Annotated in this window: 13 protein-coding genes; 10 read left to right on the top strand and 3 right to left on the bottom strand. The window is 68.5% G+C overall.

The annotated features are described in order from the left end of the window. The first annotated feature begins 258 nt into the window (after positions 1-258). The 6 genes from LT971_RS02585 to LT971_RS02560 all read left to right on the top strand — a co-directional run bounded on the left by LT971_RS02585 (position 259) and on the right by LT971_RS02560 (position 6011). Positions 259-420, top strand: a complete 162-nt coding sequence (locus LT971_RS02585) for a hypothetical protein (protein ID WP_237005288.1) — start codon at positions 259-261, stop codon at positions 418-420. After that, a complete protein-coding gene (aceA, locus tag LT971_RS02580; RefSeq protein ID WP_237005287.1) occupies positions 413-1465 on the top strand; it encodes an isocitrate lyase in 1053 nt (350 codons plus the stop codon). The genes LT971_RS02585 and aceA overlap by 8 nt, the downstream gene beginning before the upstream one ends. Continuing rightward, entirely contained in the window at positions 1455-2768 is a 1314-nt protein-coding gene (gene aceB / locus LT971_RS02575; protein WP_237005286.1) for a malate synthase AceB, read from the top strand. Before aceA ends, aceB begins: the two co-directional genes overlap by 11 nt. A 66-nt stretch (positions 2769-2834) precedes the next feature. Then, entirely contained in the window at positions 2835-3953 is a 1119-nt protein-coding gene (locus tag LT971_RS02570; RefSeq protein ID WP_237005285.1) for a tRNA (guanine(26)-N(2))-dimethyltransferase, read from the top strand. A gap of 40 nt (positions 3954-3993) precedes the next feature. Beyond that, complete coding sequence (locus LT971_RS02565) at positions 3994-5187, top strand: YihY/virulence factor BrkB family protein (protein ID WP_237005284.1); 1194 nt, start codon at positions 3994-3996, stop codon at positions 5185-5187. Then, positions 5184-6011 (top strand): phosphatase PAP2 family protein, encoded by an 828-nt coding sequence (locus tag LT971_RS02560; RefSeq protein ID WP_237005283.1) that lies wholly within the window; start codon positions 5184-5186, stop codon positions 6009-6011. Before LT971_RS02565 ends, LT971_RS02560 begins: the two co-directional genes overlap by 4 nt. Here the strand turns inward: LT971_RS02560 and glnA are convergent. After that, positions 5993-7357, bottom strand: coding sequence for a type I glutamate--ammonia ligase (glnA, locus tag LT971_RS02555; protein ID WP_237005282.1), 1365 nt, complete (start codon positions 7355-7357; stop codon positions 5993-5995). The genes LT971_RS02560 and glnA overlap by 19 nt on opposite strands. 126 nt (positions 7358-7483) lie before the next feature. Between glnA and lrp the strand changes: the two genes are divergently transcribed. Together lrp and LT971_RS02545 are read left to right on the top strand one after the other, a co-directional pair. Continuing rightward, complete coding sequence (gene lrp / locus LT971_RS02550; protein ID WP_237005281.1) at positions 7484-7960, top strand: HTH-type transcriptional regulator Lrp; 477 nt, start codon at positions 7484-7486, stop codon at positions 7958-7960. A gap of 42 nt (positions 7961-8002) precedes the next feature. After that, a complete protein-coding gene (locus tag LT971_RS02545) occupies positions 8003-8200 on the top strand; it encodes a hypothetical protein (RefSeq protein WP_237005280.1) in 198 nt (65 codons plus the stop codon). Between the two features lie 141 nt (positions 8201-8341). On the opposite strand, the gene thsB is transcribed toward LT971_RS02545, so the two are convergent. After that, positions 8342-10012: a thermosome subunit beta gene (gene thsB / locus LT971_RS02540; protein ID WP_425293260.1), complete on the bottom strand. Its 1671-nt coding sequence runs from the start codon at positions 10010-10012 to the stop codon at positions 8342-8344. A gap of 184 nt (positions 10013-10196) precedes the next feature. After that, positions 10197-10514, bottom strand: a complete 318-nt coding sequence (locus tag LT971_RS02535) for a hypothetical protein (RefSeq protein ID WP_237005279.1) — start codon at positions 10512-10514, stop codon at positions 10197-10199. A gap of 236 nt (positions 10515-10750) precedes the next feature. Here LT971_RS02535 and LT971_RS02530 point away from each other — a divergent pair, with 236 nt between their 5' ends. Further along, positions 10751-11965, top strand: coding sequence for a DUF418 domain-containing protein (locus LT971_RS02530; RefSeq protein ID WP_237005278.1), 1215 nt, complete (start codon positions 10751-10753; stop codon positions 11963-11965). A gap of 69 nt (positions 11966-12034) precedes the next feature. Beyond that, positions 12035-12886, top strand: a complete 852-nt coding sequence (locus tag LT971_RS02525; protein WP_237005277.1) for a hypothetical protein — start codon at positions 12035-12037, stop codon at positions 12884-12886. Positions 12887-13196 lie beyond the last annotated feature (310 nt).

Raw genomic sequence — 13196 nt, 5'->3', positions numbered from 1 at the left:
ACCTCGACTTGGGAGGGGCGAGGTTTAGCAGTTCGGTTGCCCGAGTCGGCCGGTCCGTGTGGCGTGTTGACATCCGTCAATCTGATTCTATAATTAATATTCATTATATTCACACCATTGTACATGAATAATCATTAACTTTATTCGCGTCGCCCGTGCCTCTCGAGTCGCAATGTGCGTAGCAGGCCATCCCGGTCCGACATCGACGCCGACACCCACGCGAACCACTCCCCGACCGCAACCCCCCAGACAACGACAATGCCAACCTACACTGACATAGAGAACACGGGCGCTCCCGTCGTCCCCGACCTGCGCGACGACTACGACCGCGAGACGTGGCTCGACGAGACCGTTCGCAGCCACCGACTCGACGAACCGACCGACGACCCTGCCGACTCGACGGACCCAACTGATGACTGACGAGTACCCCGACTACACGCGACGAGACATCGACAACCCCGCAGCCCGCGAGTTCCGCGAGCTGCTCGACGACCAGTACGTGTTCGCGCCCGGGCTCTACCACGCCCTCGACGCGCGACTCGCCGAGCGCGCCGGCCACGACGCCGTCTACATGAGCGGCTACTCCACCGTGCTCGGCCAGTTCGGCTTCCCGGACCTCGAGATGGTCTCGATGACGGAGATGGTCGAGAACGCCAAGCGCATCGTCGACGCCACCAGCCTCCCCGTCGTCGCCGACTGCGACACCGGCTACGGCGGCGTGCACAACGTCCGACGCGCGGTCCGCGAGTACGAGAAGGCCGGCGTCGCAGCCATCCACATCGAGGACCAGACCACGCCGAAGCGCTGCGGGCACATCGCCGGCAAGGAGATTGCCTCCCGCGAGAAGGCCCGGGCGCGCTTCGAGGCCGCCGTCGACGCCAAGCAGAGCGAGGACACGGTCATCATCGCGCGCACCGACGCCTACGGCTCCGCGAACGGCGACTGGGAGGAACACCTCGAACGCGGCCGCATCTACGCCGACGCGGGCGTCGACCTCGTGTGGCCGGAGATGCCCGACCCCTCGCGGGAGGACGCCGTCGAGTACGCCGAGACCATCCACGAGACCCACCCGGACCTCGATCTGGCGTTCAACTACTCGTCGTCGTTCGCGTGGAGCGAGCAGGACGACCCGCTGACGTTCGAGGAACTCGGCGACCTGGGGTACAAGTACGTCTTCATCACCCTCTTCGGCCTGCACTCGGGCGCGCACGCTGTCTACGAGGACATGGTGAACATCGAGGAGAACGCCGAGCAGGCGCAGTTCGACCTCGAAGACCGCTACCTCGGCCACGAGACCGAGAGCCACCACGACCTCTCGCTCGTCTCCCGCTACCAGGACATCGAGACGCAGTTCGACCCCGAAGCCAAGCGGCGCATCGAGCAGTCCGAGGGGTACAGCGAGGACGAGTCCGACCCCATCACGTCCGAGGACCCGGCCGCGCCGGAGACCAGCGATGACGACTGACCCGACCGCCCGCCACTACGACCGCGAGTTCGTGCGCACGTTCTTCACGACGCCGACGGCGGTCGAGGGGGCGGACGACTCGGCCAAGATGCTCCGGAGCGCCGCCGGCCTCCGCGGGATGGAAGCCCCGGACGTCTGGGTGCCCGACAACGAGGACGCCACCGCGCCGTCGATGCGCGAGGAGGGCGCCGAGAACGTCGTCGAGGTGGTCGCCGAGCACGGCGCCGACGTCCCCGCCGAAATCCACCCGCGGGTCGTCTGGCACCGCGACAGCCCCGCGACGCGCTACCGGGGCTTCCAGCAGATGCGGACCATCGCCGACCCCGAGGGTGGCGCCGTCGAACACATCGACGGCTTCGTGATTCCCGAGGTGGGCGGCGTCGACGACTGGAAGAAGGCCGACGAGTTCCTGACCATCGTCGAGACCGAGCACGGTCTCGAGGAGGGCAGTCTCTCGATGTCCGTCATCGTCGAGAGCGGCGAGGCGGAGCTCGCGATGGGCGACCTCCGTGAGGAGATGGGGAAGCCGTCGAACAACCTCGAACGGCTGTTCCTGCTGGTGGACGGCGAGGTCGACTACACGAAGGACATGCGTGCGATGACGCCGACCGGCGAGCTCCCCGAGTGGCCGGAGTTGCGCCACAACACGTCGCGGGGCGCGAGCGCCGCTGGCCTGATCGCGGTCGACGGCCCCTTCGACGACATCCGCGACGTCGAGGGGTACCGCGACCGGATGACCGAGAACCGCGCGAAGGGGATGACCGGCATCTGGTCGCTGACGCCGGGCCAGGTCGTGGAGGCCAACACCGCACCCCTCCCGCCCGAGGCGGGCTACTGGCTGCTCGACGACGGCGAGGGCGAGACCGAACTCCGCGAGGACGACGGACGCTGGGTCTACGACGGGGACGGCCTCGGGCTCGAGGCGGCCGGTGACGGCTACGTCCTCCGGGCTGACGGCCGCGAGCAGGAACTCGACGGCGACGAGCTCCAGACAGAGCTGCTCGACCGGGCGGCCTACGTCCCGAGCATGGCCGACATCGTGGACTCGATGGCCGAGTTCGAGGCCGCGAAGGAGGCGGGGAAGGGCGCCATCGCGATGACGCGCGCCGCGACCATCGAAATCGACGGCGTCGCGGTGGACGTCGAGTCCGACCGGATGTGGGACGAGGCGACCTACCAGGCGGCGAAGACCCCCATCGACCTGTTCCAGGACGTCTACGAGCACCGGCCCGACCAGCACGACGCGCTGGCCGACCGGTACGGCACCGAGGTCGTCGAGCGCGCGACCGAACTCGGCACGTAGCCAAACGCCAGCAGCCAGCGCCCGCCAACCGTCGTCCTTTTTTCACCGACACCGTTGAGTAGCGGTATGCTCGTCGAGGAAGGTGGCGTCGCGGTGGAGGTTCCGGAGGCGTCGGGCGGCGGCGAGGGCGCCGCCGACGACGTGTTCTTCAACGAGACGCAGGAACTCAACCGGGACCTGACCGTGGCGACGCTGTCGGCGTTCCGGGAGCGCGAGCCGCGCGCCGAGACGTACCTCGACGCGATGACGGCAAGCGGCATCCGCGGGGTGCGGGCAGCGGACGCCGGCTGGGACGTGACGATGGCGGACATCGACGCCGACGCCGTCGAGCTCGCGGAGTCGAACCTCGCGCGCAACGGCCTCGACGGCGAGGTCGTCCAGCGGGACGCCAACAGCCTGCTGCACGACCACGACCGCGTCGTCGACGTGGTGGACGTCGACCCGTTCGGGTCGCCGGTGCCGTTCGCGGACGCGGCGTTCGCGAACGCGCGGAACCTCGTCTGCGTGACGGCGACGGACACCGCGCCGCTGTGTGGCGCGCACTTCGAGTCCGGGGTGCGGAAGTACTCGGCGACGCCGCGGAACACCGAGTACCACGCCGAGATGGGGCTTCGCGTCCTGCTGGGGGCGATGGCGCGGACGGCGGCGCGCTACGACGTCGGTGTCACGCCGATTCTGAGCCACGTCAGCGACCACTACGTGCGGACGTACCTCGAACTCCACCACCGGGCGACGGACGCGAACGCGGCCATCGACGAACTCGGGCACGTCTACCACTGCCAGCAGTGTCTCTACCGCGAGCACGAGCACGGCCTGCTGGCCGACCCCCGCGACGAGTGCCCGCGGTGTGGCGGGAGTCAGGTGCTGACCGCCGGGCCGCTGTGGCTCGGACCGGCACACGAGGAGGCGTTCGCGGCGAGCGTGCGCGAGCACCTGACCGGGGAGATGGGCGAGGCCTCGCAGGCGTTCCACCTGCTGCAGACCATCGAGGGCGAGCTCCACGAGCCGACGCACTACGACCAGCACCGGCTGTACAGCCAGTGGGGCGAGCCGGCGGTCGGTATGGACGAGTTCCTCGACCAGCTCCGGGACGCCGGGCTGGCGGCCTCCCGGACGCACTTCGGCGGCACGACGTTCAAGACCGACGGCAGCCTCGGGGACGTCGAGGCGGCCGTTCTCGACTGAGCCGCGGCGATTTATCCCGGCCGGGGGCGAAGCGCCGTGTGTGACTCGACTCCGATGCGCCACGGCCGTCGCCCGGCAGACCGTGACGGCAGCCCGCAGCGAGCAGGTGACGTTCCTGTCGGCGGCCGTCGCGTACTACGCGTTCGTGTCGCTGGTGCCGCTGGTGTTGCTGGCGGTGACCGTCGGGACGGCGCTGGGCGGCGAGGCGCTCGTCGACGAGGGCCTGCGGCTCACCGACGAGTTCCTCACTGGCACCGGCCAGCAGTCCGTCAGAGACGCGCTCACGGGTGTCCGGGGGCGGGCGGGGACCACGGCGGCCAGCGTGGTGTTGCTGACGTGGTCCGGCCTGAAGCTGTTCCGCGGGCTGGACGTGGCGTTCTCGCAGGTGTACGGCGTCGACGAGGTGGAGTCGCTGCCGAGCCAGCTGCTGGACGCCGGCGTGGTGCTCGTGACGATTCCGGTCGCCGTCGTGGCCGCCGCCGTCGTCGGCGTGCTCGCGCCCGCGCTGGACCTCGTACCGTTCGCCGACGTGACGAGCGTCGCGACCCTCGTGGCGGCGCTGACGGTGGTGTTCCTGCCGGCGTACTACGTGTTCCCGGACGTGGCGATGACGCTGCGGGAGGCGGCGCCGGGCGCCGCGTTCGCGGCGGTCGGCTGGGCCGCGCTCGCCGAGGGATTCCGGCTGTACGCGGAGACCGCGAGCCTCGAACTGTACGGCGTGCTCGGTGGTGCCCTGTTGTTCGTCACGATGCTGTACTTCGGCGGCATCGTTATCACGGTCGGGGCGGTACTCAACGCCGTGCTGTCGGGACGAACTGACGACGGAGACGACGAGGACGACGCCGACCAGGGGCGCGAACCGCTGGACGAGGCGCCGAACGTCGCCGAACTCGGCGCCGAGGTCAGGGCGCTCCGTGAGGAGCTCGACGACAAGACGGTCAGCCGCGGCGACCTCGAGGCCGAACTGAAGCAGTACGTGCGCGCCCGCCAGCGCCGCGGGAAGGCCCGCGGCTGGGGGCCGTACCTCGTGTTGTTGTACGGGACGGCGATGACCATCGGGGCGTTCGCGTACCTCTCCGGCGGCTGGGCGATTCTGGCGATGGTCGTCGTCTGGCTGTCGACGCTCGGCCTCTACACGCTGATGGTGCTGTTCGGCGTGAGCGCGAGCGCGCTCGGGCTGCCGGGCCGGCTCGCCGACCGGGTCCGGTCCTTCCGCGGGGGGAGCGAGCCGTGACTGCGCGCGGCGTCGGCGTCACCGAGGCGGTCGCCGGGAGCGTCCCGGACGTGCTGGTGGTGGTGCTGGTGGCACTGACGACGCTGGGGAGCACGTACGTCGTGACCACCGCCGGGCCGTTCGTCTACCTGTTCGGCGACCGGTTCGGCGTGGTCGGACGGCGGAACGGCGCGCGCCTGCTCGCCGTCACCATCGGCGGGCTGGCGCTGGTCGTCCTGCTGAAGGGCGCGTTCGCGGAGCCGCGGCCGCCCGAGTCGGTGATGCGCATCGCCGAGGACGGCAACGGCTTCCCGAGCGGCCACGCCACGGGGTCGGCGGCGTTCTACGGCGGGCTCGCGGCGCTGCTCGGCGTCGGCTCCCGGGCACGGCGGTACGCCGCCGGTGCGGCGATGATTCTGCTCGTGTCGTTCACGCGGGTCGCGCTGGGCGTCCACTACCTCGTGGACGTGCTCGCGGGGATGGTCGTCGGCGTGGCGTTCGTCGGCGTCGTGCTCGCGCTGACGCGGCGGCGCGTCGTCTACGGCTTCCTGCTCGCTGTCGCGCTCGCGGCGGCAGCGGTCGGCGTGCTCGGGCCGACGACGGACGCCGTGGCAGCGCTCGGCGGGACGGTCGGCGCGCTGGTCGGCTGGCTCGTCGTCGACGAACGGAGCGCGGTCGACCGGGCGGTGCGGCCGGTCGCGGGCACACTCGCAGTGCTCGCGTTCGGCGGCGCGGCGGCGGCGACCCTCGGCCTCGAGGCCGGGGCGCCGGCCGTGTTCGCGGCGCACGCCGCGGCCGGAACGGTGTTCGTGGGGCTGCCCGCCGTTCAGAACTTCTCGAGGTAGCGGTCGGTCTCCCACTCGGAGACCGACGCCTTGTACTCGGAGAACTCCTGGCGCTTGGCCTCCGCGAACTTCTCGGAGACGTGCGGGCCGAGCGCCTCCTGGACGACCGGGTCCTCCTCGAGGGCCGTGATGGCCTCGCCGAGGTTGCCGGGTAGCGTCTCGATGCCGTACTCCGCGCGCTTCTCGTCGTCGAACTCGTAGATGTCCTCGCGGACGGCGTCGCCGGGGTCGGCACCCTCCTCGATGCCCTCGAGGCCGGACGCGATGACGGCGGCGAGCGCGAGGTAGGGGTTGCACGACGGGTCCGGCGAGCGGATCTCGAACCGCGCGGAGACGCCGGCGGCGTCCGGCACCCGGATGAGCGCCGACCGGTTCACGTCGCTCCACGCGATGTACACCGGCGCCTCGTAGCCGGGGACGAGGCGCTTGTAGGAGTTCACCGTCGGGTTCGTCACGGCGGTGAACGCGGGTGCGTGTTCGAGCACGCCGCCCATGAACTGGTAGGCGGTCTCGGAGAGGTTGAACTCGTCGTCACCGTCGGCGAACGCGTTCTCGCCGTCCTCGTCGAACAGCGAGATGTGGCTGTGCATGCCCGACCCGTTGATTTCGCCGATGGGCTTGGGCATGAACGTCGCGTGCACGTCGTTCTGCTCGGCGACGGCGCGCACGACCGCGCGGAACGTCGCGATGTTGTCGGCGGTGGTGAGCGCGTCGTCGTACTTGAAGTTGATCTCGTGCTGGCCGCGCGCGACCTCGTGGTGGCTGGCCTCGATCTCGAAGCCCATCTCCTCGAGCGTGAAGATGATCTCGCGGCGGATGTCCGACGCGAGGTCCTTCGGCGCGAGGTCGAAGTAGCCGCCGTTGTCGTGGGCGTCCGTCGTCGCATTCCCCGCCTCGTCTTTCTCGAAGAGGAAGAACTCGGGTTCGGGGCCGATGCTCACCGTGTACCCCATCTCCTCGGCGCGCGCGAGGACGTTCTTCAACACCTGCCGGGGGCCGCCGGCAAACGCGTTCCCCTCGCGGTCGACGACGTCACAGATGAGACGCGCGCTCCCGCCCTCGCCGTTCGACCGCCACGGGAGCACGGCGAACGTGTCGGGGTCGGGGTCGAGGCGCATGTCCGACTCCTGGATGCGGACGAACCCCTCGATGGAGGAGCCGTCGAAGTAGATGCCCTCCGTGAACGCCTTCTCCGCCTGGTGGGCGGGGATTGAGACGTTCTTCACGGTGCCGAGGATGTCCGTGAACTGGAGGCGCAGGAAGTCGATGCCCTTCGTCTCGATCTCGTCCAGTACGGCCTGCTCCCGGTCCGTGAGTCCGTCGGATTTGGAATCTCCGTTCGTCATTTCTATCTACGGTAAGTGTGGTCTACGTCCATCAATAAAGGAGTATCGCTCGGTGTAAGTAGAGCCGCTCCGAATTAAAACTGGACATTCGTAAACTTCTAAACGGTGGGGTCGGTATCGTGGTGTATGACCTACGAGAACCTCGACGTGAAACTGGTCAACGAACTACTCGGCGACGGTCGCGCGAGCCTGCGGAGCCTCGCCGACGACCTCGACGTCTCGGTCACCACGGTCTCGAACCACCTCCAGACCCTCGAGGACGAGGGCGTCGTCAACGGCTACACGCCCGTCGTGGACTACGAGCGCCTCGGCTACGACGTCACCGCCATCCTCCAGCTGAAAGTCGACGGCAACGCACTCCCCGACATCACCGACACGCTCCGCGGCCACAAACAGATGATCTCCGTCTACGAGGTCACCGGCGACTACGACGTCGTCGCCGTCGGGAAGTTCACCGAAACCGACGACATGAACGCCCTCATCAAGGAACTGCTGTCGGACGCCGACATCAACGAGTCCAACACCAGCGTCGTCCTCAACGCCGCCGCCGAGAACGAACAGTTCCAGCTCGACGTCGACGAGGACGACGACGACAACGAGTAACCGACCGTCCAGATTTTTGGCGCGCGCGTCGAACAGTCGCCCGTGCTCCACGCACTCCTCCGCCCGCGGACCGGCAGCATCCTGACGAGCGGCGTCGTCGCCGGGCTCGCCTGGCTCCAGGCGGACGCCTCGGGCGTCGACCGCGTCACCATCGTCCTCGCCGCCCTGCTGTTCACGTACGTCGTCTTCAACGCGACCGCCGCACTCGTCCAGCGGGTCGGGTCGGCGGTAACCGACTGAACCGCGCCACTGGGAGCACGGACCCGACGGTGGTCGCGACGACGTCGAAAGAAAATCGCGGAGTCGGTCGACGAGCGGTGCAGCAGCGGCGAACGGCTGAAACGGCCGTGGTGGGTGGTGGAAGCTACGACGTGGCCGAGCTTACATCATGCCGCCCATGCCGCCACCCATGCCGCCGCCCATGCCGCCGGCGCCGCCCTCGTCGTCACCCTTGTCGGTGGAGAGGTCGCCGGCCGAGATGATGTCGTCGATTTTGAGGACGAGGTTCGCGGCCTCGGAAGCGGACGTGACGGCCTGCTCCTTGGCGTGCGCCGGTTCGGCGACGCCGGCCTCGAAGGTGTCTTCGAGGTCGCCGGAGAGGACGTTCAGGCCGATGCGCTCGTCGCCGGACTCGTGCGCGGAGCGCAGGTCGACGAGCGTGTCGATGGAGTCGAGGCCCGCGTTCTCGGCGAGGACGCGGGGAACGAGCTCCAGAGAGTCGGCGAAGGCTTCGACGGCGAGCTGCTCGCGGCCCTCGACGGAGTCCGCGAAGTTACGGAGGCGCCGCGCGACCTCGACTTCGGTCGCGCCACCGCCGGGCAGGACGCGGCCGTCCGAGAGCGTCTGCGCGGAGACGTCGAGCGCGTCGGAGACGCCGCGCTCGAGCTCGTCGACGACGTGGTCGGTGGAGCCGCGCAGGAGGATGGTGACGCCGTGGGCGTGGTCGCTGCTGCCCTCGACGTAGAACAGCTCGTCCTCGTCGTCGCGGGTAACCGAGCCCGTCGCGACGTCGGCCTCGCTGGCGGCGTCGAGGTCGGTGACGACCGACGTGTCGAGGACGTTCGTGAGGAACTCGATGTCGGACTTCTTCGTGCGGCGGACGGCGAGGATGCCCTCCTTCGCGAGGTAGTGCTGGGCCATGTCGTCGATGCCCTTCTGGCAGAAGACGACGTCGGCGCCGGTGTCGACGACCTGCTGGACCTTCTGCTTGAGCTGCTTCTCCTCCTGGTCGAGGAAGGACTGCAGCTGGTCGGGGCTCTCGATGTTGACGGAGGTGTCGGCCTCTGCCTCCTCGACCTCGATGGCCTCGTTCAGGAGGAGGATACTGGCGTCCTCGACCTCGCTGGACATCTGGTCGTGGACGGGGTCCTTGCTGATGGCCGCGCCGCGGAGCAGCTGGCTCTCGCCGACGCCGCGACCGGTCTGGGTCTCGATGTTGATGTTCGCCGCGTCGACGACGATGCCGCCCTCGTCGGTGTCGACGGAGACCTGATTGATGGCGTCGTAGATGATGCCGGAGAGCAGCTCCTTGTCGAGCTCGGCGCCCTTGCCGGTCATCGACGTCTCGGCGACGCTACGGATGATCTCCTCGTCGTCGGGTTCGACGTCGACGGCGACGTTGTCGACTTCCTCGCGGGCCTGCTCGGCGGCGAGGTTGTAGCCCTTGATGATGGCCGTCGGGTGGATGTCTCGCTCGAGGAGGTTCTCGGCGTTCTTCAGGAGCTCGCCCGCGATGGCGACCGCGGTCGTGGTGCCGTCGCCGGCCTCGTCCTCCTGAGTCTCGGCGACTTCCACGATCATCTCCGCGGTCGGGTTGTCGATGTCCATCTCCTGGAGGATGGTGACGCCGTCGTTCGTGACGGTGACGTCGCCCATCGAGGAGACGAGCATCTTGTCCATACCCTTCGGGCCGAGTGTGGAGCGTACTGCGTCGGCGACCGCACGGGCGGCCGAGATGTTGTGTTCCTGGGCGTCGCGGTCTTTCACGCGCTGCGCGTCGTCGCCCATGATGATCATCGGCTGCCCCTGCATACGCTGTTGCTGTTGAGCCATGTGCGATACATTGATTGCCATTCTATATAAAAGCACCTATTTAGTACGAGAGTGGGTACTGGTCGACCCTGCCGATTCGCCTCCTAACACCGGTACAGGAGACTAAAACCCGTGAGTAGCGTGTCAGTTGTTCACACGAGCCGTGGCGTCCGAGACGGTGTTTAAGTGTATTCGGCGGCGGTGGTCAGGTGTCCGCATCCGGGTTCTCGCTGCGCGCGTACCCCAGCGCCTCCACCGACGAGAGGTTCCCCACCGGCTCCACCGAGTCCTCGGTGCCGTCGTACTCGTCGACCAGCGGCTCCAGCCAGCCGTTCGCCCACTGCGTCTCGAGGCGGAACACGCGGTCCCCCTCGGTCTGCACCACCACCCACAGCCGGTCGTCACCGACCTGCTTCCGGTGGGAGTATCCCTCGAACTGTTCGTCTGCGACCTCGAAACGCAGCCGCTCCAGCATCCCGAGGTCGGCAAGCGTCTCGGCCGGGCTCTCCTCACAGGTCGCCATGCGCGAACACTCCGACCACGGGGACTTCGCTATGCGTCGACTATCCCGCGGTAGCAACTGGATAACGTCCGGGAACCGAACCGTCGTCGACCCCTCTCGACGACCCCGGACAGTTCGCGCAGGCCCGGCCGGGAAACCACACCTTTTGTGACACCGAACCGACCACGTAGACGAGTGATGGCCCGGCGAGGACGACACAGCGCCGTACAGACCGACGCTACCGCGGAGGCGAGCCGATGACCTCCGAACGAAGCCCCACGGCGCCCAGCGACCGCGTCGTCGGCCTCGACGCCCTCCGGGGGTTCGCGCTGCTCGGCATCCTCGTCATCAACATCCGCGTGTTCTCGATGCCCGAGATCGTGCTGTTCAACCCCACCGCGTACGGCGACTTCACGGGCGCGAACTACTGGGCGTGGCTCGCCGGCCACGTCCTCGTGAAACAGAAGTTCATCACGCTGTTCACGCTACTCTTCGGCGCCGGCGTCGCGCTGTTCGTCCGTAACCGCGAACGCGACGACGACCCCGCTGTCCGCTTGCACCTCAGACGGTCGCTGTGGCTCGTCGCGTTCGGGTTAGCACACGCCTACCTCCTCTGGTACGGCGACATCCTCGTCGCGTACGGCGTCACCGCGCTGTTCGTCGTCGCCGCGCGCGACTGGGACGCCCGCGAGCTCGCGCTGGTCGGCACCGCCCTGCTCGTGATCCCCTCCGCGCTGGAGGTGCTGTCCGCGCTCGCCGCCAGCCCCGAGCAGCTCGCCGCATCCTGGCAGCCCGCCCAGTCCACCATCCAGTCCGAGGTCGAGACCTACCGGAGCGGCTGGCTCGCGCAGATGGACCACCGCGTCTCCTCGTCGGTGTACCGACAGACGGCCGGCTACCTCGCCTCGACGGGCTGGCGGACCGCCGGCCTGATGCTGTACGGCATGGCGCTGTTCCGCACCGGCGTCATGACCAACGAGCGGTCGGCGGGCTTCTACCACCGGCTCGTCGCCGTCGGCGGCACCGTCGGCCTCGCCACGATTCTCGCCGGCGTCTGGTTCATCGAGGCCAACGACTGGGCGGCGTCGGTGGCGCTGTACTGGACGCAGTTCAACTACTGGGGGAGCATCCCGCTGGCCGGCGCCTACCTCGGGCTCGTCATGCTGTACGCGAAGTGGCGGCCCGCCGGCGTCGTGACCCGCTGGCTGGCCGCCGTCGGCCGCACCGCCTTCAGCAACTACATCCTCCAGACGGTCGTCGCCACCTCGATCTTCTACGGCCACGGCCTCGGACTGTTCGGCCGCGTCTCCCGGGTCGAAGCCCTCGGGTTCGTCGTCGCCATCTGGGCCGTCCAGGTCCCGCTGTCCGTGCTCTGGCTGCGGTACTTCCGCTACGGCCCACTGGAGTGGCTGTGGCGCGCGCTCACCTACCGGTCGCTCCCCCGGATGCGAGTGAGCGACAGCGAGAACTGACCGGCGACGTCGTCGCTCCCCGGGCGACCCACCAGAAAGCTTTCACCGCGTTTGGGCGTCCGTAGACGCATGCGACGCCGCCAGTTCCTCGCGAGCGGAGTTGCCCTCCTCCCCTTCCTCGCCGGTTGCGCCCACCCGACCGTCGTCCTCGACATGGACGAGGCGACGGCCGACGACGTCGCCGACGAGGTGTCGACGCCTGTCGACGGCGGTTCGACGGAGTCTGCGGTCGTCGAGGCGGCACTGGAGAACGGCACCGCCACGCGACGCAGCCGGACCGAGTTGTTCGACCGGTCCGGGACCGTGCGTTTCGACGGCGCGTTCTACGAGGTCGCCTCGACGGAACTCGAGAGCGACGAGGTGACCGTCTACGACGTGGTGGTCGAGACGAACCCGGAGGACTCGACGCCGTCGGTCGGCGAGGTCGCGTACGCCGACCTGCCCGAGGTGGACCGCGAGCACCTCGAACCGGTCGTCACCGACGAGAACGCCGACTCGAGCCGCGAGGAGCTCGGCGTCCGGTACGGCACCGCCGAAGAAGTCGGCAACGAGTCGGTGTTCGTCACCGAACCCCAGTACGACGTCGTGACCCACCAGGACAGCCAGTACCGGGTCACGGTCGAGTCCCGGACCACGACCGAGACCGAGTACCGGTACGAACTGACCGAAGTCTCCTCCGACGTGGAGACGTTCGCCGACAGCGTGCGGGACCGCTACCAGTTCGAACTGTCGGAGCTCTCCGAGGCCGAACGCGACGTCGTCGAGGCGGCCATCGACGGCGGCTACTTCGAGGAGAGCGACGCCTTCCGGTCGGTCGTCGACCGCATCCGCGACCACGAGGGAATCGACACCACGGACGCCTACGGCACGTGGCTGGTCGAGTACGAGGACACCGCGTACATCACCTACGTCGAGTGGTAGGCCGGCGGCTCGCCGAGTTCGCGAACACCAGCGCGACGAGACGAGCCGCTCGAACGTGAGAACGAACTCGGAGCATTCACAGCGCGCGAAGCGCGCTGGCCGACGAACCCCCGGACGGGGGTGAGGACGGCTTTTTGGCGTAGCTTTTTGCCAGCGAACGAGGCGCCGAAGCCGTCGAGTGAGCGCAGGAAAAAGCTACGCCGGGACAGGGATTTGAACCCGATGCCAGCCCTCACTGCGTTCGGTCTGCCGTGGTTCAAATCCCGTCGTCGTTTACGCAAGCATCGCGCGCACAGCGACAGCACCGTCG

The sequence above is a fragment of the Halobacterium rubrum genome, assembly GCF_021729015.1.
GTDB lineage: Archaea > Halobacteriota > Halobacteria > Halobacteriales > Halobacteriaceae > Halobacterium > Halobacterium rubrum.
This window is presented reverse-complemented; position numbering and strand designations above follow the sequence as displayed.